Origin of the sequence: Flavobacterium mesophilum, assembly GCF_039581405.1 — a bacterium.
Taxonomy (GTDB): domain Bacteria; phylum Bacteroidota; class Bacteroidia; order Flavobacteriales; family Flavobacteriaceae; genus Flavobacterium.
This window is the reverse complement of the sequence record NZ_JBCPXZ010000007.1, coordinates 202,703-227,392: the sequence shown is the minus strand read 5'-3', so window position 1 is coordinate 227,392 and position 24,690 is coordinate 202,703. Positions and strand designations below refer to the sequence as shown.

At 33.3% G+C, this 24,690-nt stretch carries 23 protein-coding genes; 13 read left to right on the top strand and 10 right to left on the bottom strand.

All coding sequences use genetic code 11. From position 1 onward, the window contains the following. Positions 1 to 49: 49 nt before the first annotated feature. The 4 genes from AAYQ19_RS20115 (at position 50) to AAYQ19_RS20100 (ending at position 5,334) form a co-directional block, all read left to right on the top strand. The gene (locus AAYQ19_RS20115; protein WP_343538804.1) at positions 50 to 817 is read left to right on the top strand and encodes a sulfite exporter TauE/SafE family protein; all 768 of its coding nucleotides are present in this window, start codon (positions 50 to 52) and stop codon (positions 815 to 817) included. Positions 818 to 1,149: 332 nt separating this feature from the next. Next, a complete protein-coding gene (locus tag AAYQ19_RS20110; protein ID WP_343538802.1) occupies positions 1,150 to 3,489 on the top strand; it encodes an ATP-dependent helicase in 2,340 nt (779 codons plus the stop codon). 108 nt (positions 3,490 to 3,597) lie between these two features. Continuing rightward, positions 3,598 to 4,218, top strand: coding sequence for an L-threonylcarbamoyladenylate synthase (locus AAYQ19_RS20105; protein WP_343538800.1), 621 nt, complete (start codon positions 3,598 to 3,600; stop codon positions 4,216 to 4,218). Positions 4,219 to 4,296: 78 nt separating this feature from the next. Then, positions 4,297 to 5,334 (top strand): carboxypeptidase-like regulatory domain-containing protein, encoded by a 1,038-nt coding sequence (locus AAYQ19_RS20100; protein ID WP_343538798.1) that lies wholly within the window; start codon positions 4,297 to 4,299, stop codon positions 5,332 to 5,334. A gap of 240 nt (positions 5,335 to 5,574) precedes the next feature. On the opposite strand, the gene AAYQ19_RS20095 is transcribed toward AAYQ19_RS20100, so the two are convergent. From AAYQ19_RS20095 to AAYQ19_RS20085, 3 genes are read right to left on the bottom strand one after another with little or no spacing between them, the layout of a single operon-like run. Beyond that, the gene (locus AAYQ19_RS20095) at positions 5,575 to 6,408 is read right to left on the bottom strand and encodes an OmpA/MotB family protein (protein ID WP_343538797.1); all 834 of its coding nucleotides are present in this window, start codon (positions 6,406 to 6,408) and stop codon (positions 5,575 to 5,577) included. A gap of 34 nt (positions 6,409 to 6,442) precedes the next feature. Continuing rightward, positions 6,443 to 7,462, bottom strand: coding sequence for a glycosyltransferase family 2 protein (locus AAYQ19_RS20090; protein WP_343538796.1), 1,020 nt, complete (start codon positions 7,460 to 7,462; stop codon positions 6,443 to 6,445). A gap of 26 nt (positions 7,463 to 7,488) precedes the next feature. Beyond that, a complete protein-coding gene (locus AAYQ19_RS20085) occupies positions 7,489 to 7,941 on the bottom strand; it encodes a type I restriction enzyme HsdR N-terminal domain-containing protein (protein WP_320567372.1) in 453 nt (150 codons plus the stop codon). 104 nt (positions 7,942 to 8,045) lie between these two features. Between AAYQ19_RS20085 and holA the strand changes: the two genes are divergently transcribed. From holA to ettA, 3 genes are all read left to right on the top strand, one after another. Next, positions 8,046 to 9,050, top strand: coding sequence for a DNA polymerase III subunit delta (gene holA, locus AAYQ19_RS20080; protein ID WP_343538792.1), 1,005 nt, complete (start codon positions 8,046 to 8,048; stop codon positions 9,048 to 9,050). Between the two features lie 65 nt (positions 9,051 to 9,115). Next, positions 9,116 to 9,298: a CAL67264 family membrane protein gene (locus tag AAYQ19_RS20075; RefSeq protein ID WP_035108693.1), complete on the top strand. Its 183-nt coding sequence runs from the start codon at positions 9,116 to 9,118 to the stop codon at positions 9,296 to 9,298. Positions 9,299 to 9,343: 45 nt separating this feature from the next. Beyond that, a complete protein-coding gene (gene ettA / locus AAYQ19_RS20070; protein ID WP_343538787.1) occupies positions 9,344 to 11,035 on the top strand; it encodes an energy-dependent translational throttle protein EttA in 1,692 nt (563 codons plus the stop codon). 218 nt (positions 11,036 to 11,253) lie between these two features. Here the strand turns inward: ettA and AAYQ19_RS20065 are convergent, their stop codons facing one another. Both AAYQ19_RS20065 and AAYQ19_RS20060 read right to left on the bottom strand, forming a co-directional pair. Beyond that, positions 11,254 to 11,667: a thiol-disulfide oxidoreductase DCC family protein gene (locus AAYQ19_RS20065; protein WP_343538785.1), complete on the bottom strand. Its 414-nt coding sequence runs from the start codon at positions 11,665 to 11,667 to the stop codon at positions 11,254 to 11,256. Between the two features lie 272 nt (positions 11,668 to 11,939). After that, positions 11,940 to 14,105, bottom strand: a complete 2,166-nt coding sequence (locus AAYQ19_RS20060; RefSeq protein WP_343538919.1) for an endonuclease MutS2 — start codon at positions 14,103 to 14,105, stop codon at positions 11,940 to 11,942. Positions 14,106 to 14,214: 109 nt separating this feature from the next. Here AAYQ19_RS20060 and AAYQ19_RS20055 point away from each other — a divergent pair, with 109 nt between their 5' ends. Then, a complete protein-coding gene (locus AAYQ19_RS20055; RefSeq protein WP_343538783.1) occupies positions 14,215 to 14,886 on the top strand; it encodes a uracil-DNA glycosylase in 672 nt (223 codons plus the stop codon). 13 nt (positions 14,887 to 14,899) lie between these two features. On the opposite strand, the gene AAYQ19_RS20050 is transcribed toward AAYQ19_RS20055, so the two are convergent. From AAYQ19_RS20050 to porX, 5 genes are all read right to left on the bottom strand, one after another. After that, positions 14,900 to 15,286 (bottom strand): DUF4258 domain-containing protein, encoded by a 387-nt coding sequence (locus tag AAYQ19_RS20050; protein WP_343538781.1) that lies wholly within the window; start codon positions 15,284 to 15,286, stop codon positions 14,900 to 14,902. A gap of 36 nt (positions 15,287 to 15,322) precedes the next feature. Continuing rightward, positions 15,323 to 16,522: an alanine dehydrogenase gene (locus tag AAYQ19_RS20045; RefSeq protein ID WP_132991056.1), complete on the bottom strand. Its 1,200-nt coding sequence runs from the start codon at positions 16,520 to 16,522 to the stop codon at positions 15,323 to 15,325. Positions 16,523 to 16,607: 85 nt separating this feature from the next. Further along, the gene (locus AAYQ19_RS20040) at positions 16,608 to 17,081 is read right to left on the bottom strand and encodes a GNAT family N-acetyltransferase (RefSeq protein ID WP_343538778.1); all 474 of its coding nucleotides are present in this window, start codon (positions 17,079 to 17,081) and stop codon (positions 16,608 to 16,610) included. A 60-nt stretch (positions 17,082 to 17,141) separates the two neighbouring features. Then, positions 17,142 to 17,549 carry a tRNA (adenosine(37)-N6)-threonylcarbamoyltransferase complex ATPase subunit type 1 TsaE gene (gene tsaE, locus AAYQ19_RS20035; protein ID WP_343538777.1) on the bottom strand — a complete coding sequence of 136 codons (408 nt, stop codon included), beginning with the start codon at positions 17,547 to 17,549 and terminating at the stop codon, positions 17,142 to 17,144. 87 nt (positions 17,550 to 17,636) lie between these two features. Then, positions 17,637 to 19,190 (bottom strand): T9SS response regulator signal transducer PorX, encoded by a 1,554-nt coding sequence (porX, locus tag AAYQ19_RS20030; RefSeq protein ID WP_343538776.1) that lies wholly within the window; start codon positions 19,188 to 19,190, stop codon positions 17,637 to 17,639. 211 nt (positions 19,191 to 19,401) lie between these two features. On the opposite strand from porX, the gene AAYQ19_RS20025 reads away from it, so the two are divergent. The 5 genes from AAYQ19_RS20025 (at position 19,402) to efp (ending at position 24,615) form a co-directional block, all read left to right on the top strand. Next, entirely contained in the window at positions 19,402 to 20,631 is a 1,230-nt protein-coding gene (locus tag AAYQ19_RS20025; RefSeq protein ID WP_343538775.1) for an HD domain-containing protein, read from the top strand. Positions 20,632 to 20,670: 39 nt separating this feature from the next. Then, a complete protein-coding gene (lpxD, locus tag AAYQ19_RS20020) occupies positions 20,671 to 21,714 on the top strand; it encodes a UDP-3-O-(3-hydroxymyristoyl)glucosamine N-acyltransferase (RefSeq protein ID WP_343538774.1) in 1,044 nt (347 codons plus the stop codon). After that, positions 21,707 to 23,095, top strand: a complete 1,389-nt coding sequence (locus AAYQ19_RS20015) for a bifunctional UDP-3-O-[3-hydroxymyristoyl] N-acetylglucosamine deacetylase/3-hydroxyacyl-ACP dehydratase (RefSeq protein ID WP_343538773.1) — start codon at positions 21,707 to 21,709, stop codon at positions 23,093 to 23,095. Before lpxD ends, AAYQ19_RS20015 begins: the two co-directional genes overlap by 8 nt. A gap of 72 nt (positions 23,096 to 23,167) precedes the next feature. Then, entirely contained in the window at positions 23,168 to 23,953 is a 786-nt protein-coding gene (gene lpxA, locus AAYQ19_RS20010; protein WP_026729784.1) for an acyl-ACP--UDP-N-acetylglucosamine O-acyltransferase, read from the top strand. Positions 23,954 to 24,048: 95 nt separating this feature from the next. Then, positions 24,049 to 24,615 carry an elongation factor P gene (gene efp / locus AAYQ19_RS20005; protein WP_132991049.1) on the top strand — a complete coding sequence of 189 codons (567 nt, stop codon included), beginning with the start codon at positions 24,049 to 24,051 and terminating at the stop codon, positions 24,613 to 24,615. Positions 24,616 to 24,690: the final 75 nt, after the last annotated feature.

Here is a 24,690-nt window from a genome sequence, read left to right as displayed (position 1 = left end):
AAGCCTTACTTTTACAGCGAGTTTTTAAAAACAGCTCAAATTTATTTTAATGGATTTATATATTATACTTTTTCTTTGTTTAGCAGCATTTGCTGCGGGTTTTATTGATGCGATTGTGGGTGGCGGCGGACTTATTCAAACGCCAATGGGATTGATTCTATTGCCAAATCTTCCCGTTTCAACAGTTATCGGTTCATTAAAAATTCCGGCTTTTACAGGAACTTCATTTGCGGCATTTCAATATTTGAAAAAAGTGGTAATTCAATGGAAACTGCTCATTATAATGATGTGTTTGGCGGTTCCATCAGCATTTTTGGGATCGACGATTTTAACGCTGGTAAGTAATGATTTCATGAAACCGCTTTTGTTGGTCGTTTTGTCATTATTATTCGTTTATACCTACGCAAAGAAAAATTTCGGACAGCATGAAGCCAAAGATCATTCGGCTGCAACGCAAATATTTTATGCAGTAATAATTAGTGTTATCGTTGGGTTTTACGACGGATTTATTGGACCTGGAACAGGAAGTTTTTTCGTGGTCGCTTTTATAGCACTTTTGGGTTTTGATTTTCTTCACGCTTCCGCGAATGCTAAAATGGTAAATCTGGCGACGAATTTCGGATCGATTTGCTTATTTATGATTAAAGGGAAAATTATTTGGGCAATTGCAATTCCGATGGCAATCAGCAATGGTCTTGGCGGATGGCTTGGCGCTAAATTGGCAATTAATAAAGGAAATGGATTTATTCGAATTTTCTTTTTGGTTGTTGTAGTTGGAACACTGATTCGATTTGCTTATGACGTTTTCTTTAAATAGTTTTTAAACCATATAAGTCATATAAGAAATTATAAGCAGTGGTTTAATTAGATTTTAAAGTTTTTAGATCATTTAAGAGTTTTCACAAATGAATTAAATGAACTTACATTCCTTATATGTTGAAAAATATTTAAAGAAAGCCAATTGTTTGAATCTAGCCCCGATTGAGGCGGTATCCTCGAAGTGAAGCGAGAGATATAGCTGAAAGCGGGAACCCATGCCAGAAAAAATGCCCTTTGTTTGGCTTCAAAAAAAACTTAGCATCTTAGAACCTTAGCAACTTAGGAACTTTCTTTTTTAATTCTTATTTTTGCATAAAAGGAGAAAATTACATGCAGAAATATATTGACCAGCTCAACGAAGCGCAAAGAGCGCCTGTTTTGAAAAAAGACGGGCCAATGATTATTATTGCTGGTGCAGGTTCGGGTAAGACCCGAGTTTTAACAATTAGAATTGCTTATTTGATGCATCAAGGAATTGATGCTTTCAATATTTTGTCGCTGACTTTTACCAATAAAGCGGCGAGGGAAATGAAACACAGGATCTCGGATATTGTGGGAGCATCTGAAGCGAAAAATCTTTGGATGGGAACTTTTCACTCTATTTTTGCTCGTATTCTTAGAGCAGAATCGGATCATTTGGGGTATCCTTCCAATTTCACTATTTACGATTCTCAGGATTCGGCGCGATTGATTTCTTCGATTATCAAAGAAATGCAGTTGGACCGTGATATTTATAAACCAAAACAGATTTTAGGACGTATATCTAGCTATAAAAACAGTTTGATTACGGTTAAAGCGTATTTCAATAATCCAGAATTGGTTGAAGCCGATGCAATGGCAAAAAGACCAAGATTGGGAGAAATTTATCAGCAATATGTAGAGCGTTGTTTTAAAGCCGGCGCAATGGATTTTGATGATTTGTTATTGAAAACCAACGAATTACTGACGCGTTTTCCTGAGGTTTTGGCTAAATATCAAAATCGTTTCCGTTATATTTTGGTTGATGAGTACCAAGATACAAATCACTCGCAGTATTTGATTGTTAGGGCTTTATCAGATAAATTTCAGAATATTTGTGTGGTTGGTGATGATGCGCAAAGTATTTATGCTTTCCGTGGAGCGAATATCAATAATATTTTGAACTTCCAGAAAGATTATGAAGGTGTGGTAATGTTCCGTTTAGAGCAAAATTACCGTTCGACACGAAATATTGTTGAAGCGGCAAATACGGTGATGGATCATAATAAAACAAAGCTTGATAAAGTAGTTTGGACGGCGAATGAATTTGGGCCAAGAATTAAAGTACACAGAAGTTTGACAGATGCTGAAGAAGGGCGTTTTGTAGCGAGCACAATTTTTGAGCAGAAAATGCAGAATCAATTGCATAATGGAGCGTTTGCGATTTTGTATAGAACTAACGCGCAGTCGCGTGCGATGGAGGATGCGTTGAGAAAACGTGATATTCCGTACCGAATTTATGGTGGTTTGTCTTTTTATCAACGTAAGGAAATTAAAGACGTTTTATGTTATTTGCGTTTGGTTTTAAATCCGAAAGATGAAGAGGCTTTGATTCGTGTGATCAATTATCCAGCTCGTGGAATTGGAGATACAACGGTTGAAAAATTAACGATAGCGGCTAATCATTACAAACGCTCGATTTGGGAAGTAATGGTGAATATCGATAAAATCGATTTGAAACTGAATGCGGGAACAAAAAACAAATTGAAAGATTTTGTGACGATGATTCAGAGTTTTCAGGTTATTGATCAGAATCAGGATGCTTTTTATATCACAGACCACGTTGCTAAGAAAACTGGTTTAGTTCAAGAATTGAAGAAAGATGCTACTCCAGAAGGAATGGCGAAAATTCAGAATATCGAGGAACTTTTAAACGGTATTAAAGATTTTACTGAAGGGCAAAGAGAAATTGACGGAGCAAGAGGTGCACTTTCTGAATTTATGGAAGATGTGGCTTTGGCAACTGATTTAGATAAAGATACTAATGACGAAGATCGTGTTGCTTTGATGACGATTCACTTGGCAAAAGGATTGGAGTTTCCGCACGTTTTTGTGGTGGGAATGGAAGAAGACTTGTTTCCGAGTGCCATGAGTATGAGCACGAGAAGTGAACTTGAAGAAGAGCGTCGTTTGTTTTATGTGGCGTTAACGCGTGCTGAACATCAAGCATATTTGACGTATGCACAATCTCGTTACCGTTGGGGAAAATTGACAGATAGTGAACCGTCTCGTTTTATAGAAGAAATTGATGGACAGTATTTAGAATATTTGACTCCGTCTGAAACTAATTATCGTTATAAATCACCAATTGATGGCGATATTTTTGGAGATGTTGATAAATCGAAATTACGATTAAATAAGCCAGTTGGAGGAACTCCGCCAAAACATATTACAGATAACAACCCGAAACCGGATTTGAATATTCGTAAATTAAAACCAGTAGCAGGAACAAACCCAAATGCAACAAGTGCTCCGAATTTATTCGACAACAAATTAACAGTTGGAAATGTGGTTATGCACGAACGTTTTGGTAAAGGCGAAGTGATTAATCTTGAAGGAGTAGGCGCTGACAAAAAAGCCGAAATTAAATTTGAAGTAGGTGGAATTAAGAAATTACTTTTAAGATTTGCCAAACTAGATGTTGTTGGTTAAAGAACTTTTTGGTTTCATTTTATAATTATGCAATAAATATGAAACAAGAAAATTGAAAAATATAATAGTTCTAACCTGAAACAAATCTAACTTTAAACAAAAAACAAAATGGCTGAATTTATAAAAATATATCCTGATAAACCTAGTGAAGCTGCTATTGCAAAAGTGGTGAAAGTGCTTCAAAATGGAGGTTTAGTAATTTATCCAACAGATACTGTTTATGGTTTGGGTTGTGATATTACCAATTCACGTGCATTAGAAAAAATTGCAAAAATCAAAGGAGTAAAGCTGGAGAAAGCCAATTTTTCATTTATTTGCCATGATTTGAGCAATTTATCAGATTATGTTCGTCAGATTGATACCTCTACTTTCAAAATTTTGAAAAGAGCATTACCAGGTCCGTACACGTTTATTTTGCCTGGAAATAATAATTTGCCAAAAGAGTTCAAAAAGAAAACTACAGTTGGTATTCGTGTTCCTGATAATAATATTATTTTAGAGATTGTTCGTCAGTTAGGAAATCCGGTTGTTTCGACTTCTATACGTGATGACGATGATGTAATTGAATATACTACAGATCCGGAATTGATTTTCGAGAAATGGCAAAACCTTGTAGATATGGTAATTGATGGAGGTTATGGCGACAATGTCGGTTCAACAATCATTGATCTTTCAGAACATGAGCCAGTTATTGTGAGAGAAGGAAAAGGCGACATTGATATTTTGTAAGAAAAGAAACAGAATGTCTAGGAAAATACAAAAAGGTTTGGTTAATTAGCTAATAATTAACTAAACCTTTTGTCTTTAATGAAAAAACTACTTACTCTTTTGTTTTTGTTTTCGGCGGTCACTCTATTTTCACAGCAGAATCTTAAAGGTAAAATAACGGGCAAAGATAATGTTCCGTTAGAAGGGGCAAATGTTTATTATGACGGAACAACAATTTCAACAGTTTCAGATGCTGAAGGAAAATTTTCTATTAAGTTTGAACCTAATGCGAATAATATTTTGGTGGTTAGTTCGATGGGATATCAAACGGAATATCTGTCAGGTTTAGATGCTTCGAAGCCGTTAAATGTTGTAATGAAAATTTCGGAAAATGAACTTAAGGAAGTTGTTGTTAATAATAGTCCGCAGTTTACAAGAGCCCAGAAATTAAAGCTGTTTAGAGAATATTTTTTAGGAACAACAAGTAATGCCAAATCTGCTGTTATTAAAAATGAAGATGATATTCACTTTAAATATGACAAAAAGAATTTGCTTTTTACAGCCTATGCAGATAAACCTTTGATCATTATAAATACGGCTTTAGGGTATAAGATTGATTTTGAATTGGTAGTTTTTGAAGTATCTTTTAATAAATTTAGTATTAATTCATTGGATGCATATAAGAATTTTTACGGAGGCGTGAGTCGATTTGAAGAAATTGATAATAGTCCTAAGGTTTTAAAAAAACGAGAAAAAACATTTCAAGGGTCTCAAATTCAGTTTTTCAGAAATTTAGCCAATACAGATTGGGGAGCAGAGAAATTTTTATTGTTTAAAGGTAAATATAAGCAAGACCCAACTCAAAGCTTTAAAATAACTAAAGGAGAAGATTTTGCTAAAGTAGAGTTGTTTCCGCAGGATAAAAGTGAAAACACGAATCTAAACCTAAAAAATGTTGTAGCTGTTTATAATCTAATCTTTGATAAAAAAGAAGCTTCAAAGATTACTTTTCAAACAGATAGTTTTTATATTTATAAGTATGGAAATAATTCAAATATTGAAGACATACTTTTTTCAGGAAAAATTTCAGAAAAGCGAGTGGGAGATATGTTGCCTTTAAATTATGGAATAGAATAATTTTAGTCAATAATCTAAAAAAGAGAAAACGGCAATGTGGGATATTTGTAAAAAAAAACTTAAATCGTATAAATGTTAAAAAATAATCACTAACTTTAGTATAGTTAAAATTTAGTTAGTTGATTAAAAATAAAATGCTATTCTTGATTTATATTTAATTGGTTATTAAAAAAATTAAGGATACATAAAAGCAGGTCATTTGACCTGCTTTTTCTGTTTTTATGATATGTGAAACAAGGATTATTTAGCTTGTTTTTTCATTTCTTTTTCAATCATATCGTAGAACTGATCGATTTTTGGCATAACCACGATACGAGTTCTTCTGTTACGAGCTTTGTTCTCTGCAGTGTCATTAGCAACTAGTGGCACGTATGAACTTCTACCAGCAGCAATTAATTTTGCAGGGTTAACACCAAGATCATTAGTTAATACACGAACAATTGAAGTAGAACGTTTAACACTTAAATCCCAGTTGTCTAGCAATACTCCGTTGCTTTTGTAAGGAACGTCATCTGTGTGACCTTCAACCATACACTCAAAATCAGGTTTGTCGTTTACAACTTTAGCAACTTTAGCCAAAACAGATTTTGCTTTGTCACTTACGTCATAGCTTCCGCTTTTGAATAATAATTTATCAGCGATAGAAATAAATACAACTCCTTTTTCAACATTGATTTCGATATCTGGATCGTTGATTCCAACTGCTCCTTTTAAACTTGTAACTAATGCAAGAGTTACACTGTCTTTTTTCGTAAGAGCATCTTGAAGTCTTGAGATTTTCAAATCTTTCTCTTTTAAACTTTCTAGAGATTTTTCTAGGTTTTCAGCTCCTTTAGTAGTTAAAACCGTTAAATCTTTTGAACTGTTGATCAAATCTTGATTATGTTGTTTTAAACCGTCAACTGTAGCAGCTAAACCAGCTTTTTCTTCTAAACAAGAATTTAATTTTACAGTGCAAGAGTTTAATAAATCTTGGGTCTCTTTGTTCTTAGCTTCAAGTGCTGCGTATTGCTTTTTCGATACACACGAAGTTAAGGCCATTAATACTGATAGTGCGATAACTATTTTTCTCATAGGTATTATATTTAATTAAACGTTGATTACAAATTTAGTTTTTAATATTTTGATTACTGTTAAAGATTTCTTTAAAAACCAGCAATTTCTTTATGTAATAGAGGTAAACGATACTTTTTACGGTATAGTATTGCTGTATTTGAAATTTTTTCCGTTTTTTTAGATACTTTAAAGATAGGCAATAAAAAGAGAAATGCGCCTTTAAAATAGCAAAAGTATGGTTGAACTTCCCCTGTGTAAGAAAACGGATACCCGCAACACCGTCTAAAACCATTCGGAAGAAAATTGTAAAAAACAATCCTTTTTTGGGCAAATTTTTGACAAGCATCAATAATGAATTTCTAAAATTTAGAAATGTTTTTCTTGGATTTCCTTGTTGCAACGTAGCGCCTCCAACATGGTAAACAACTGATGCAGAATTATATTTGATAACATGCCCTTCATTTGTTGCCCGCCAACACAAATCGATTTCTTCTTGATGAGCAAAAAAGCTTTCATCAAAACCGGCTAATTCGTCATAAACTTTCTTTCTGATGAAAAAACAAGCTCCAGAAGCCCAGAATAATTCACAATTATCATCATACTGGCCATTGTCTTTTTCGATCGTGTCAAAAATGCGTCCACGGCAAAACGGAAAACCATATTTATCAATAAATCCGCCTGCTCCTCCAGCATACTCAAAATATTCTTTGTTTTTAAAATCAAGGATTTTAGGTTGGATAATCGATGTTTCTTTTTCAGATTCAAACGTTTCTAATATTGGTTTCAACCAATTTTCAGTCACTTCGATATCGGAATTTACTAAGGCATAAATTTCGGCATCAACATTTTTCAAAGCAACATTATAGCCTTGTGCAAAACCATAGTTGCCATCGTTTTTTATTATTTTAACTGAAGGGAAATTTTGCTGAACAAAACTTATTGAATTGTCTGTAGAAGCATTATCGGCTACGTATATATGAGCTCCTTCTGAAAATTGTACAACCGAAGGCAAAAATTGCTCCAACAATTTTGCTCCATTCCAATTTAAAATGACGATTGCTATTTTATCCAAAGGTAATTCTGTTTTTTATTTTGTATTTATTTTATCGCTTCGTAATCTGGAAGGCTTCTCAAAAACTGATATTTTTCATTTTCAAAGTCCATTTGACAGTAAAAATGATTCAGTCCGTTTGTGACGTTCAAAAACCGTGCCTGCATTGTCATATTATAACGGGCAATTTGATCAAAAGTTGCTTGAGAGATTTTTACTTCAGGTGCTTTACACTCTACTAATATATGTATAGAACCATTCGGATTAAAAACCACAACATCATATCGTTTTCTTAATCCGTTGACTTTTAAAACCTTCTCGACGTTTATCAATGATTTGGGGTATTTTTTTTCGTGAATCAAATAATGAACAACGTGCTGGCGAACCCATTCTTCTGGGGTAAGAATGATAAATTTTTTTCTGATTTCATCAAAAATAGACACTTTATTTTCGCTATTTTTGAATCGAAAACTGTAAACGGGAAAATTTAATTGCTGCATAAAGCAAAAATAATTAAAATAGTTTTAGGTTTCTCCCGAAGCATCGGGATAAAGTTTCAAGTTATTGAAACAAGCGTGAAATCTAAAGTTTGAAACAAATTTAAATGGACGAAGTTGTAAAGATTGTAAACGATATAAAGGCAGGAGATATAAAGCCAATTTATTTCTTCATGGGCGAAGAACCTTACTATATTGATAAGTTAACTGAATATATAGAGGAGAATGTACTTGCAGAAGAAGAGAAAGGTTTTAATCAGACTGTTTTGTATGGAAGAGATGTTTCTATAGAGGATGTCGTTTCAACGGCCAAGCGCTATCCTATGATGGCTGATCGTCAAGTTGTTATTGTAAAAGAAGCGCAAGACTTGTCCCGAAATATCGATAAATTAGAAGCCTACGCTAATAATCCGATGGAAACTACGGTTTTGGTTTTTTGCTACAAATACAAAACCTTAGACAAACGTAAAAAGGTTACTAAAGTATTGGCTCAAAATGGATTAGTTTACGAAAGTAAGAAACTTTATGAAAATCAAGTCGGCGATTGGATAAAACGCGTTTTGGCTGGAAAAAAATATACGATTGACCCAAAAGCAAACGCGATGTTGGTTGAGTTTCTCGGAACCGATTTGAGTAAAATTAATAATGAATTAGAAAAACTGCAGATTATTTTGCCACAAGGTACAATGATCACAGCTGAACATATTGAAGAAAACATTGGTTTCAGTAAAGATTACAATGTTTTTGAACTTCGAAAAGCAATTGGAGAACGCAACCAATTAAAAGCATATAAGATTGCGGAAAATTTTGCGCACAATCCAAAAGAATATCCATTAGTTATGACGACAGGATTAGTATTTGGATTCTTTGTGCAACTTTTAAAATACCACGGTTTAAAAGATAAAAATCCGAAAAACGTTGCATCAGCACTTGGAGTAAACCCTTATTTTTTAAAGGAATATGATTTAGCTGTAAAGAATTATCCAATGCGAAAAGTGAGTCAAATAGTTGGTGCGTTGCGTGATATTGACGTAAAAAGTAAAGGAGTTGGAGCAAACGCACTTCCACAATCTGATTTGCTAAAAGAAATGCTTTATAAAATATTTAATTAAGCCGTAATAATTCACGATATTTGCCTTTCTAAAAAATAATCAGATTAAAAAATAATTACACAATTATGGGAATGAATAAAAATACCATTTTAGGATGGGCCACTTTGATAATGGTGCTTATGGGATTATTACTAATTGGTCTAGGGGTTTTTAGATACAGTGATGTTTCAGGCTGGGGATTTGGTGCAGTTGGAGTTGGTTTTTTTGCCAATGCGTGGGTTTTCAACGCTTTGAAAGGAAGAGTTTAATCTGTTTTTGATCATAATAAACAATATAAATAAAAAATAAAACAAATGTCAGACGATAAGAAAGTAATTTTCTCAATGCAGAAATTGAGTAAAACCTATCAAGGAGCAGACAAACCAGTACTTAAAAACATTTATTTGAGTTTCTTTTATGGAGCTAAAATTGGTATTTTGGGTCTTAATGGTTCAGGAAAATCTTCTCTTTTAAAAATTATTGCAGGTGTTGATAAAAACTATCAAGGTGATGTAGTTTTTCAACCTGGTTATACTGTAGGTTACTTAGAGCAGGAGCCAATTCTTGATGATTCTAAAACAGTTATTGAAATTGTTCGTGAAGGAGCTGCCGAAACAATGGCGGTTTTAGAAGAATACAATAAAATCAATGATTTATTTGGTCTAGAAGAAAACTATTCAGATCCAGATAAAATGGATAAATTGATGGAACGTCAAGCGGCATTGCAAGACAAAATTGATGCTCTTGGCGCTTGGGAAATCGATACAAAATTAGAAATCGCAATGGATGCATTGCGTACGCCAGAAGGAGATACTCCAATTAAAAACCTTTCTGGAGGTGAGCGTCGTCGTGTGGCTTTATGTCGTTTGTTGTTGCAACAACCTGATGTATTGTTATTAGATGAGCCTACCAACCACCTTGATGCTGAGTCAGTTCTTTGGTTAGAGCAACACTTAGCACAATATGCTGGAACTGTAATTGCAGTAACGCACGACCGTTATTTCTTGGATAACGTTGCTGGTTGGATTCTAGAGTTGGATAGAGGAGAAGGTATTCCATGGAAAGGAAACTATTCTTCTTGGTTGGATCAAAAATCAAACCGTTTGGCTCAAGAAGAAAAAGTAGCTTCTAAACGTAGAAAAACTTTAGAGCGTGAGTTGGAGTGGGTTCGTCAAGGTGCAAAAGGTCGTCAGACAAAACAAAAAGCACGTTTACAGAACTACGATAAATTATTGAATGAAGATCAAAAACAATTAGACGAGAAATTAGAGATTTATATCCCGAATGGTCCTCGTTTAGGAACAAATGTTATTGAAGCTAAGAATGTTGCGAAAGCATTTGGAGATAAATTATTATATGATAACTTGAACTTTACTTTGCCACAAGCGGGTATTGTTGGGATTATCGGACCAAACGGTGCTGGTAAATCGACTATTTTCAAAATGATTATGGGAGAACAAGCTACTGATAGTGGAGAATTTTCAGTTGGAGAAACTGTAAAAATCGCTTATGTAGATCAGTCGCACTCTAATATTGATCCGAATAAATCTATTTGGGAAAATTTTGCAGATGGTCAGGAATTAATTATGATGGGTGGAAAGCAAGTGAACTCAAGAGCTTATTTGTCACGTTTCAACTTTGGTGGCGGTGAGCAAAACAAAAAAGTATCAATGCTTTCTGGTGGAGAACGTAACCGTTTGCATTTAGCAATGACTTTGAAAGAAGAAGGAAACGTACTTTTACTGGATGAGCCTACGAACGACCTTGATGTTAATACTCTTCGAGCTCTTGAAGAAGGTTTGGAAAATTTTGCAGGTTGTGCTGTAATTATTTCTCACGACAGATGGTTCTTAGATAGAATTTGTACACACATTCTAGCTTTTGAAGGAGATTCTGAAGTTTATTTCTTCGAAGGAAGTTTTACTGATTATGAAGAAAACAAAAAGAAACGCCTTGGTGGTGATTTAACTCCAAAACGTTTGAAATACAGAAAATTAATCAGATAATTAATCTGAAAATTTCAATAAAAAAATCCCAAATTCCAATTGTTGTGAATTTGGGATTTTTTTTATTTTTAAGTTTTCCACCTAGTTTGCCATTTCGACGAAGGAGAAATCTCCCATAAGTAGCTCCGTTCCAATTGGCTAATCTTTGTAGAGTTTCTTGCGAAGATTTCTCCTTCGTTGAAATGACAATATTGTGAAAACTTGGAATTTGGAATTTCTTAAAGAAATTTCGCCTTCAACTCAGGGGTTGGAATCATGCAACTTTCTTTTTTCCCGTACCAATTGTATCGATTCTTCGCAACATAATCATAAATTCTGTCACTAATAAAAATGGGTACAATTCTAAATATTGGAGTTAATTTCCAAAGACCTCCAAAATTTTTAACGATTTCAAGAATTGCAGACGATTTATAAAAATAAGCAGTTCCTGGATCATACATAATTATACTATCCATTTTTGAAAAACTAACTCCCAAATGTTTGCAGATTGAAATTCCTAAATCAGATTGCAATGCGACAAATCTAAAAATGTCTTTTTTATCGTGTTTGATAATGTATTGAACTGCAGAACTGCAGAGATTACAAACTCCGTCAAAAAGAACTATTTTTTTATTTTTTGGAAGGCTTTCCATTTTATTGTTTTAAAGGTAAAAACTTTGTCAAAATTTCAAACTTTGACAAAGTTGTATGCTAAATTCAGAATCGATTTTATCTATTGTAATTTATTTTTATATAAAATTAACAAATAAAAAACGGCTTTCATAAATTGATTTTAATCAAATTTTAGAAAACGATAATCTTATTTTGCTTAAAAAATAAAAACGTTGTTTAAATCGCTTTATTTTAATTTTAGTCTTTTTTATGTCAATTTCTTGGACTGAAAACTGAGACTGCGACTAAAAACTTATTTTTTTACCGCTTCTACCAATTCCAATTCGTCTAAACTTACTTTTGAAGTGAAAATTCCGTAATTGACTGTTGCTTTATTTTTTTCGATAGAATCGATACTTCCAACAGATCTTCCGTCAAGCATTCTTACTCGGTCGCCAACTTTTAAAATTGGTTTAGGTTTTTCAACAACTGGTTTAAGTTTTTTCTCTTTTTTCTCTTTTCGTATTTCTTCAACTTTTTCTTTTACTTCAGCAATAATTTCTTTTTGTTTTTCAACTTTTGCTTTGACTTCTTTCGGAGTTGCTTTTTTACGTTTTGAATTTTCGATCTCAACAATTTTCAAAAATTCACCAATAAGTTCTTTCTTGTTTTTGTTGTTGAAATACTTTTCAGCAATGTCATCAATTTTTTGTCCGATGTAAATTATCTTTTGATTGCTATCGTATAATTCTTGATAGCTTTCTAATTTTTGCTGAATTTTTGTATTGATGTTTTCCATCTTTTTACTTTCCTCGCGCGCACGGGTTTCTTCTTCTTTTAAATTTAAAGAAGTTTTTTCCAGTTTCGATCGCTCTTTTTGAAGTGTTGCGATGGTTTTGTCAAAACGAACTTTTCCAACTTCGATTTTCTTTTTCGCACGATTAATCAATCCAAATGGAATTCCATTTTTCTGAGCCACTTCAAAAGTGAACGAACTTCCTGCTTGCCCCAAAGCTAACTTGTACATTGGTTCTAAAGATTTTTCATCAAACATCATATTCGCGTTTGTAGCGTATGGCAATTCGTTTGCAAGAATCTTTAAATTAGAATAGTGCGTTGTAATAATCCCGAAAGCTTCACGGTGATAAAATTCTTCTAAGAAAATTTCGGCCAAAGCACCACCTAATTCCGGATCCGAACCCGTTCCGAATTCATCAATTAAAAACATGGTTTTCTTGTTGCATTTCTTCAAGAAATAATTCATGTTTTTTAATCGGTAACTGTATGTACTTAAATGATTTTCAATAGATTGGTTGTCTCCAATGTCAGTTAAGATTCTATCGAATAAGAATGTTTCACTTCTTTCATGAACCGGAATCAAAATTCCAGATTGCAACATTAATTGTAATAAACCAACTGTTTTTAAGGAAATGGTTTTTCCTCCGGCATTTGGTCCAGAAATCACAATAATTCTGTTTTCTTGTTTTAGTTCAATGGTTTGCGGATGCGTAACTTCCTTTTTTTGTTTGTTGTTTAAATATAAAATCGGATGATAGGCTTCTCTAAAAAACAATCTTCTTTCTTCAGTAATTGTTGGCAAAATTCCGTTAATGCGGTTTGCATATTTTGATTTTCCGGCAACTACATCAATGTCACTCAAAAAGTCTTGATATTCAATCAATAAAGGAAGGTAAGGCCGAATGACATTCGATAAATTCTTTAGAATTCTCGTAATTTCTTCTTTTTCCTCATATTCTAAATTAGCTAATTCACGAGAATATTTCAACGTAGCTTCAGGTTCGATATAAGCTATACTTCCTGTTTTGGAACTTCCTAAAATAGAGCCTTTTACTTTTCGGCGATACATGGCTAAAACCGCTAAAACTCTTCGGTTTTGAACAAAGCTTTCTCTAATATCATCCAAATATCCAAGGCCGCTGTATTGAGTTAAAGCAACACCAAAACTTTGATTTACTTTTCCGCGAACTAAATTCATATTTTGTCGAATTCCAGCAAGAGCAGGAGAAGCATTGTCTTTAATTTCTCCGTATTTATCAACAATTGAATCAATTGCAGTAATTATGTCTTTCGTCAATTCGACACGAGAAGCTCTTGCGTTTAAGTTCGGATAATAATCGTCGAATTTTTTTAAGAAATTCAGCAAGACATTTGTTGTTGCAGAAAGATTGGCAATTTTTCTAAAGCTTCCTACTTCAAGAAAACTGTCTTCAATCGCTAAAAATTTGATTTCGTGCGAGATCGCGTCAAATCCGTGATTTGGAATGGCGTTGTTATTTTGAAAAGAAGAAACATATTCTGATGTCTGCATCAGCGATTGCATTAATTCTTCTTTATCTCTAAATGGTTTTATTTGTAAAGCCTTTTCTTTTCCAATATCAGTGTTGCAACCATCTGAAATGGTTTCGAGCACTGTTGGAAATTGTAAATCTTGTAATGTTTTTTCTGTAATAGATACCATTATATATCGTAAGTTGTAAGATTTCAAAGTTACAAAGTTTTAAAACTAAAATGCATTATTTATTGGCACTTTGAAGAAAACTTTGCGTAATTTGTAATAAAATTTTAAAATGAAAATTAATTTATCTCAAGATTGGCAGACTGTTTTGAAAGACGAAATTCAGAAACCTTATTTTAATGAATTGATGGATGCGCTGGATATTGAGTATAAAACACATACCTGTTATCCGCCAGCTGAATTGATTTTCTCGGCATTTAATAATTGCAGTTTTGCAAACTTGAAAGTTGTAATTATTGGTCAAGATCCCTACCATGGAGAAGGAGAAGCCAATGGTTTGAGTTTTTCAGTCAATGATAATGTCAAAATCCCGCCATCGCTTCGTAATATTTTCAGAGAAATAAATACCGATTTTGATTCTATTTTTATGCCAACATCAGGCAATCTTGAAAAATGGGCACAGCAAGGCGTTTTGCTTCTGAATGCCTCTTTGACCGTCCGAAAAGATAGCCCAAATAGCCATAAACATTTAAAATGGAATCTTTTTACTGATGCTGTAATCCAGGCAATTTCTGACCAGAAAGAAAATGTTGTTTTTCTATTGTGGGGAAGTTTTGCTCAGAAAAAAGGATCAAAGATTGATCGTTCTAAACATCATGTTTTAGAATCTGGACATCCGTCTCCAATGAGTGCTAATCAAGGAAAATGGTTTGGAAACAAGCATTTTAGCCAAACAAATGCTTTTCTAAAATCAAAAGGAATCGAAGAAATAGAGTGGTTTTAATATTTAAGAGAAACTATTTTTCAGTTTCTTTTTTTAGAATATCTTCCAAAACAGCTTTATTTTCATAATTCACCACTTTTAGAATAATTTCCTGATTTTTCACTGTTTTTCCTTCAATGATATATAATTTTCCTCCTTTTGAAGGAATGTTGCTTTGGTCAAAATCGACATCTCCATACGTTAATGTGTTTTTGATATCTGCAGTATCAACCCATTTTTCGTTTAAGGTTTGAATCGCTTTGTCTGAATATTGAAAAGGTTTTGTTCTCAGATTATTTAAAACTCTGGCATTTGGGAAATAATTGCAACGCGTATCTTTTCCAATGAAAAATCCTGAAACAATAAAACATCCTAATACAAGGCCAATAAGATAATATGCAAAACGGTGTACGAACTTCATGAAATAAAATTTTTGCAAAGGTACATTAAAGTTCCTTTAAAATACAAGTAAATTAATATCGTTGTCTGGCAAATCAAACCAGTCTCCGATGGCTTTATTTGTAAGGATTCCGTGATACAAATAAATCCCGTTTTTAAGTCCTTTATTGCATCGAATTGCACTTTCTAAACCACCATCTTCGGCTATCTGATGAAGATAAGGTGTTAAGATGTTACTTATTGATAATGAGGCTGTTTTAGAATATCGAGAAGGGATGTTTGGCACGCAATAGTGCAAAACATTGTTTTTTATGAAGGTTGGTTTTTCATGCGTAGTAACTTCAGAACTTTCAAAACATCCGCCAGTGTCAATACTGACATCGACAATTACAGCGCCTTTTTTCATGTGCTCTACCATAGTTTCGGTAACTACAATTGGGCAACGCTCTTTGCCACGCATCGCCCCAATCGCGACATCGCAACGACGCAAAGCTTTTAATAAACCTTTTTGTTGTATAGTAGAAGTAAAAATTCTTTGATTTAAATTGTTCTGCAAACGGCGTAATTTCGTAATCGAATTATCAAAAACTTTTACGTTTGCACCCAGTCCAATAGCGGTTTTTGCGGCAAATTCACCAACAGTTCCTGCTCCAAGAATCACAACTTCAGTAGGAGGAACGCCGGTAATGTTTCCAAATAAAAGACCTTTTCCGAATTCATCAGTAATCATTAATTCAGCCGCAATTAATATTGACGCAGTTCCAGCAATTTCGCTTAAAGATTTTACAGCAGGATAAGATCCATCCTCGTCTTTAATATATTCAAAAGCAAGTGCTGTGATTTTCTTTTGTGCCAAAGCTTCGAAGTACGCTTTCTTTTTGGTTTTTAGCTGAATAGCCGAAATAATTACCGTTTCAGGGTTAATCATTTCGATTTCTGCTAAAGTTGGCGGTTCTACTTTTAGTAGAAATGGACAGCCAAAAACCCTTTTGGTATCTTTTGTAATTTCGGCACCTGCATCTGCATATTCTTTATCAGTATAACTCGAACTTTCGCCAGCGCCAGATTCAATCATCACTCTGTGACCTTCATATGTAAGTGAATTTACGGCATCTGGAGTTAGACATATACGACGTTCCTGATAGCTAGTTTCTTTCGGAATTCCTATGAAAAGTTCTCTTTTAAAACGACCAATCTCAAGTTTTTCTTCTTGTGGGATTAATTGTTGTTTTGTAAATGGAGTTAACGTGATTGACATGGGTTGTGCAAAAAATTAAAGGTACAAATTACGCAAAAAGATTTAAAATTAATGCAAAAATTCTGCTAATACTATAATGACAATGTTAAGAAATTTTTTTCTCCATTTTTATGTCGGCTCTTTCGTAAATGCCCGATTCTAAAGGTATTTCAACGAAGCCAAATTTTCTGTACAAATGAATTGCCGGAAGCAATTTAGTATTTGAATACAAAAAGAGTGTTTTAATATCTTTTTCTTCAGCAATTTTTATGCAATGTTCCAGAAGTTTATTTCCAATTCCGAGACCTTGAGCTTTATCTGAAACCGCCATTTTGCTTAATTCAAAAGTAGAATCGTCTACTTTTAATAAGGAAGCTGTTCCGATAATTTCATCGTTATATTTTGCGTAGAAAATCATGCCGCCTTTATCGATAATTTCTTCTTGCGGATTTGAAAGCGTGATTTTGTCTTTGTCTTCAACTCTGAAATATTTTTCCAGCCAAGCTATATTTAAAGTTTTAATGTGTTCCTTTAAATCTTGAGAAAAGGGAATTATTTCTACTTGTTGTGAGGTATTCATTTTATTGTTTTTTCTTGTTGAATCTTTACGAAAAATTTCACCACAAAGATTCGCAAAGTTTTATGCTAATTCGAGTTTGCGTTTTCCGTCAGCTAATAATTCAATATTAATTGTCGAATATTCTTCAGGAAGTAAATTGGCGATTTTTTCAGACCATTCAATAAAACACCAGCTTCCAGAGTACAAATAATCATCAACACCCATGTCAAGCGCTTCGGTTTCTTTGTTTAATCTATAAAAATCAAAGTGATAAACTGTTTGATTGTTAGAAGTTTGGTATTCATTTACCAAAGAAAAAGTTGGACTGCTAGTGGCGTCTTCAACTCCTAATGTTTTGCATAATTGTTTAATCAGGGTTGTTTTTCCAACACCCATTTCTCCGTTAAAAAGAATGATTTTTTTAGGATTCGAAGCAATTATCTGCTCTGCAACTTCTTGAATTTGATCTAATGAAAAAACGATATTCATTTTTGTATTTATTTTTGCCACGAATTTCACGAATTTTCACGAATTAAAAAATAAATTGGCGAAATTGGTGAAATTCGTGGCTATGTTTTATTTTGGATTAAAGACAAGGAATGGAATAATCATTTCTTCTAATGAAATTCCGCCATGCTGATACGTGTTTTTGTAATAACTCACATAATGATTGTAGTTGTTTACATAAGCCAAAAAGAAATCATTTTTAGCAAAAATAAACGAACTACTCATGTTTATAGCTGGCAAACCAATGGTTTTAGGCTCTTTAACTACGTAAACATCTTTTTGTTCGTATGTTAAACTACGTCCAGTTTTGTAGCGCAAATTTAGACTTGTATTTTTATCTCCCACAACTTTCGACGGATTTTTTACATTTATTGTTCCGTGGTCTGTGGTTAAAATCAATTTGAATCCTAAAAGTTGTGCTTGCTGAATGATTTCCAACAAAGGCGAATTTTTAAACCAACTCAATGTCAGTGAGCGATATGCCTTATCATCAGAAGCTAATTCTTTTACAACTTCCATTTCGGTTTTTGCATGCGAAAGCATATCAACGAAATTATAAACCACAGTTACTAAATCATTTCCTTTTAAGGCTTTAAAGTTTTCTGCCAGTTTTTTTCCGCCTGCGTAATTTGTGATTTTGAAATAATCTTCCTTAATATTTAAGCCTAAACGTTTTAATTGTGCTGAAAGAAATTCGGCTTCGTAAAGATTTTTTCCGCCATCTTCGACGTCATTTTTCCAATATTCTGGAAATTGTTTTTCCATTTCTACAGGCATCAAACCAGAGAAAATAGCATTTCTAGCATATTGTGTAGCGGTTGGAAGAATAGAGTAGTACGGAACTTCTTTTTCTAATTTATAGTAGTTGGCAACCACACTTTCAAAAGCTTTCCATTGGTCATAACGAAGATTGTCGATAACCACAAATAGAATCGGTTTGTCTTTCTTTTTGATTTCTGGAACAACTAATTCCTTAAATAAAGTGTTCGATTGAATAGGTTTATCTGCTTTTGGTGCAAACCAATCTTCATAATTTCTTTCGATATATTTCCCGAATTGCGAATTGGCTTCAACTTTCTGAGATTCCAGGATTTCTATCATTGCCGTGTCATTGATGTCTTCCAATTTTAATTCCCAAAACAGCAATTTTTTGTATAACTCAACCCAATCCTCATAAGAATTTACCATAGCCAATTCCATTGAAATTTTTCGGAATTCCTTCTGATAATCCAATGTTGTTTTTTCGGTAATCAACCTAGAATCGTCCAAGTTTTTCTTCAAACTCAATAGAATTTGGTTCGGATTTACTGGTTTTATCAAGTAATCAGCGATTTTAGAACCAATCGCTTCTTCCATAATATATTCTTCCTCACTTTTGGTGATCATAATCATCGGAATGGCTGATTTTTTCTCTTTCATTTCAGAAAGTGTTTCCAAACCGCTCATTCCCGGCATATTTTCGTCCAAAAAAACAATGTCAAAATTGTCCTCTTCAAATAAAGCAACTGCATCAAGGCCGTTGTTGCAGGTCGTTACTGAATAATTTTTTTTCTCCAGAAATAATATATGTGGCTTTAAAAGATCAATTTCATCATCGACCCAAAGTATTTTTATCTTATCCATAAATAAATTTATTTTTAATGCAATTTAGAAGTATAGAACTTAAAAAGTATTAAAAATAGTATAAATTTAAGATAAATGAAACCTATTTTTTAGATAAAATCTTTTTGATATTTAAGTATTTGTCTCAAAATCAGTTGAATTTAATGTCAACTTTTAAATGAAAAACTATAGTTATTTACTTATATTTGTTCACCTAAAAAATAACCAACGAGTGACTCATATCAATAAGTTAAAAATATTCAATGATCCCATTTACGGGTTTATTACAATCCCGAACGAACTTATTTACGACTTAATTCAGCACCCATATTTTCAGCGTTTGCGCCGTATTTCACAAATGGGTTTGTCGTATTTGGTTTATCCTGGTGCTAATCATACGCGTTTTCATCATGCTTTAGGGTGCATGCATTTGATGAAAAAAGCAATTGATACGCTTCGTTTTAAAGATGTTGCCATTTCTGAGGAAGAAGAGAATGCTTTGTTAATCGCAATTTTACTTCATGATATAGGACACGGACCATTTTCGCATGCAATGGAAAAGAGTATTGTTGAAGATGTACATCACGAAGCGATTTCGTTGTTGTTTATGAATCAGTTAAACGAGGAATTTGGCGGAAGATTAAGTTTGGCTATTCAGGTTTTTAAAGGAGAATATCATCGAAAATTCATGTTGCAATTGATTTCTAGTCAATTGGATATGGATCGAATGGATTATTTAAAGCGTGACAGTTTTTATACTGGAGTTGCAGAAGGAAATGTCAATTCTGAACGATTGATTCAGATGATGAATGTTGAAGACGACGTTTTAGTCATAGAAGAAAAAGGAATTTATTCTGTAGAGAAATTTTTGCTATCAAGACGATTGATGTATTGGCAGGCTTATTTGCATAAAACAAGTTTGGTAGCCGAATTGATTTTGATGAAAGTATTAAAAAGAGCAAAAGAACTTACATTAAAAGGAATTACATTGCCTTGCAGTGAACCACTTTTGTTTTTTATGCAGAACAAAATTACGCTTGAAGATTTTGATGCTGAAAAGCTGGATTTGTTTTCTCAATTAGATGATTTTGATATTATCAGCGCTTTAAAAGCGTGGCAAAGGCAAGATGATTTTATACTTTCAACTTTGAGCAAAATGATCATCAACAGAGATTTGCTTAAAATAAAAATGAGTGCAGAGAAGATTTCTATGGAAGAATCTCAGGCAATGAAAGAAGAGTTTGCACAAAACCATCGAATATCATTGTTAGAAGCTGGTTATTTTATTTTTAGAGGGAAAATTAAAAACCAAGCTTACAGCAAAGCAGCCGAACCAATACGAATTTTGAAAAAAGATAAGACAATTGAAGATGTTGTTGAAGCATCTGATCAGCTGAATTTGAAATCGTTATCTAAATTGGTCACAAAATATTACATCTGTTTTCCAAAACAACTTATCTAAAATTAACATTTAAAATCTATTTTTTATATTTTTGTCGCGATGAAATTTACAGCAGAACAAATAGCAGGAATTTTAGAAGGAGAAGTTGTTGGGAATCCCAATGCAGAAGTTTCTCGGCTATCTAAAATCGAAGAAGGCGAAGATGGGTCGCTTACTTTTTTGGCTAATCCAAAGTATGTCAACTATATATATACTACAAAAGCGACCGTTACAATTGTTAACGACAGCTTTATTCCAGAACAAGATATTACCACAACGTTAATAAAAGTAGAAGATGCTTATGCTGCTTTTTCTAAGCTTTTGCATTTTTACAATCAAGTAAAATTGAACAAAACAGGAATCGAGGCGCAGTCTTTTATGTCTGAAGGAACAAAATATGGAGAGAATCTGTATTTAGGAAGCTTTAGCTATATTGGTCAAAATGTTGTTTTGGGTGATAATGTAAAAATTTATCCAAACAGTTTTATTGGTGACAACGTTGTGATTGGTAATAATGTGTACATTTTTGCAGGAGCAAAAATTTACTCAGAAACTGTAATTGGAAACAATTGTACGATTCATTCAGGAGTAATTATAGGCGCAGATGGTTTTGGTTTTGCACCAAATGAAAATGGAGAATATGATAAAGTGCCTCAAATTGGAAACGTTATTATTGAAGATAATGTAGATGTTGGTGCTAATACTACGATTGACAGAGCAACTCTAGGTTCTACGATTATCAGACAAGGAGTTAAATTAGACAATCAAATTCAGATTGCCCATAATGTTGAAATTGGTAAAAATACCGTAATTGCAGCGCAAAGCGGTGTGGCTGGTTCAACAAAAATTGGAGAAAGCTGTATGATTGGCGGACAGGTTGGTATCGCAGGCCATTTAATTATAGGGAATAATGTTAGGCTTCAGGCGCAGTCTGGAGTTGCTAGAAACATTAAGGATGACGAAGTTTTACAAGGTTCGCCAGCACTTGGATATGGAGATTTTAATAAATCATACGTTCACTTTAAAAACTTCCCTAAAATTATTGCCGAAGTTGAAGATTTAAAAAAACAAATAATAAACCCAAAAAATGGAAATAATGGTTAAACAGAAGACCATCAAAAATGAAATTTCACTAACAGGCGTTGGATTACACACTGGAAAAGAAGTTACAATGACTTTCAAACCAGCTCCTATTAATAATGGTTTCACTTTTGTTAGAGTAGATTTGCAAGGTCAGCCAATCATTGAAGCTGATGCTAATTATGTTGTTAATACGCAAAGAGGTACTAATTTAGAAAAATTAGGTGTAAAAATACAAACTCCAGAGCACGTTTTAGCGGCAGTAGTTGGTTGCGATTTGGATAATATTATTATTGAATTAGATGCCTCTGAACTTCCTATTATGGACGGTTCATCAAAATATTTCGTAGAAGCTATTGAAAAAGCTGGAATCGAAGAGCAAGACGCAAGCCGTAATGTTTATGTAGTAAAAGAAGTAATTTCATTTACTGACGAAGCAACAGGAAGCGAAATCTTAGTGATGCCAAGCGATGATTATCAAGTGACTACAATGGTAGATTTTGGTACAAAAGTTTTAGGTACTCAAAATGCTACACTTAAAAGTATAGCTGATTTCAAAAGTGAAATCGCAAATTCTAGAACTTTCAGTTTCTTGCATGAATTAGAATCATTGTTAGAAAACGGACTTATTAAAGGTGGTGATTTAAATAATGCTATTGTTTATGTAGATAAAGAAATCTCTGAATCTACAATGGCGAATTTGAAGAAAGCTTTTGGAAAAGATGAAATCTCAGTTAAACCAAACGGAGTTTTAGACAATCTTACTTTACATTATCCAAACGAAGCTGCAAGACACAAATTGCTTGATGTTATTGGTGATTTATCACTTATTGGAGTTCGTATTCAAGGAAAAATTATTGCAAACAAACCAGGTCACTTTGTGAATACTCAGTTTGCTAAAAAATTGGCGAAAATCATTAAAATTGAACAAAGAAATCACGTTCCAGTTTATGATTTGAACCAAGAGCCATTGATGGATATTCATAAAATTATGGCAATGCTTCCTCACAGACCTCCATTTTTGTTGATCGACAGAATTATAGAAATGTCTGATCGTCACGTTGTTGGTTTGAAAAATGTTACTATGAACGAAAATTTCTTCGTAGGACACTTTCCAGAAGCACCAGTAATGCCAGGAGTTTTAATTGTGGAAGCTATGGCACAAACAGGAGGAATTTTAGTTTTAAGCACTGTTCCAGATCCTGAAAATTATTTGACATATTTCATGAAAATTGACAATGTTAAATTCAAACACAAAGTATTGCCAGGTGATACATTAATTTTTAAATGTGAGCTGATTTCTCCAATCAGAAGAGGAATTTGCCACATGCAAGCAAATGCATATGCAAACGGAAAATTAGTGACTGAGGCAGAATTAATGGCACAAATTGCAAGAAAACAATAAATAGTCAAATTTATTGTTTAGGTTTGTTGCCCTCAAATTAGATTATTTTAATTTAAAATATAAAACATACAGATGAATCAACCATTAGCATATGTTCATCCTGGCGCTAAAATCGCTAAAAATGTTGTAATTGAGCCTTTTACAACAATTCACAATAATGTTGTTATTGGTGATGGTACTTGGATTGGTTCAAATGTGACCATCATGGAAGGTGCACGTATCGGTAAAAATTGCAATATTTTTCCGGGAGCTGTAATTTCTGCGGTGCCACAAGATTTAAAATTCGGTGGAGAGGATTCTCTTGCCATTATAGGAGATAATTGTACTATTAGAGAGTGCGTAACGATCAATAGAGGTACAGTTGCATCTGGGCAAACGGTTCTAGGAAACAATTGCTTAGTAATGGCTTATGCGCACATTGCACACGATTGCGAAATTGGAAACAATGCAATTATTGTAAATGGTGTTGCTTTGGCAGGTCACGTAGTTGTTGGAAATCACGCTGTAATTGGCGGATTGGCGGCAATTCATCAATTTATCCATATTGGAGATCACGCAATGATTTCTGGTGGATCATTGGTTAGAAAAGACGTTCCTCCATATACAAAAGCGGCGAAAGAGCCATTGTCATACGTTGGGATCAATTCAGTTGGTTTAAGAAGAAGAGGTTTCAGTACTGAGAAAATCAGAGAAATTCAAGAAATCTACAGAATTTTATACCAAAAAAATTATAACACAACTCAAGCTTTAAGTATTATTGAAGCTGAAATGGAAGCGACTCCTGAGAGAGATGAGATTCTAGATTTTATCAGAAATTCATCACGAGGAATTATGAAAGGTTATTCAGGAAATTATTAAAATAAGTTTAATTGTTTATTTGTTTAATCGTTTAACCGGCTAAACAGTTAAATGATTCAACGATTCAACAAAAAGTAAATAAATAAAAAAACAAAATGGCATCTACATCAGATATTAGAAACGGATTGTGTATTAAATTTAATCACGACATCTATAAAATTATTGAATTTCTTCACGTTAAGCCTGGAAAAGGTCCAGCTTTCGTAAGAACAAAACTTAAAAGTTTAACTTCAGGTAAAGTATTAGACAATACTTTTTCTGCAGGACACAAAATTGATGTTATTCGTGTTGAAACACATACATTCCAATTTTTATATCCAGAAGGTGATGAATTTCACTTTATGAATGCTGAAACGTTTGAGCAAATTTCTTTAAACAAAAACATTTTGGATGCTCCAGATTTGTTAAAAGAAGGAACAAACGTAATGGTTCAAATCAATACAGAAACAGACTTGCCTTTATCAGTTGATATGCCAGCTTCAGTAATTCTTGAAGTTACTTATGCTGAGCCAGGAGTAAAAGGAAATACTGCTACAAATGCAACTAAAAATGCTACTGTTGAAACTGGTGCTTCTGTAAACGTTCCTTTGTTTATCAACGAAGGTGACAAAATTAAAATTGATACAGCTTCAGGTTCTTACATGGAGCGTGTAAAGGAGTAATTCTTAATTAAGATAAATTTGACAATGAGTCAATTAGAAAATTTGTGAATCGACAAAAATTTGTATATTCATATT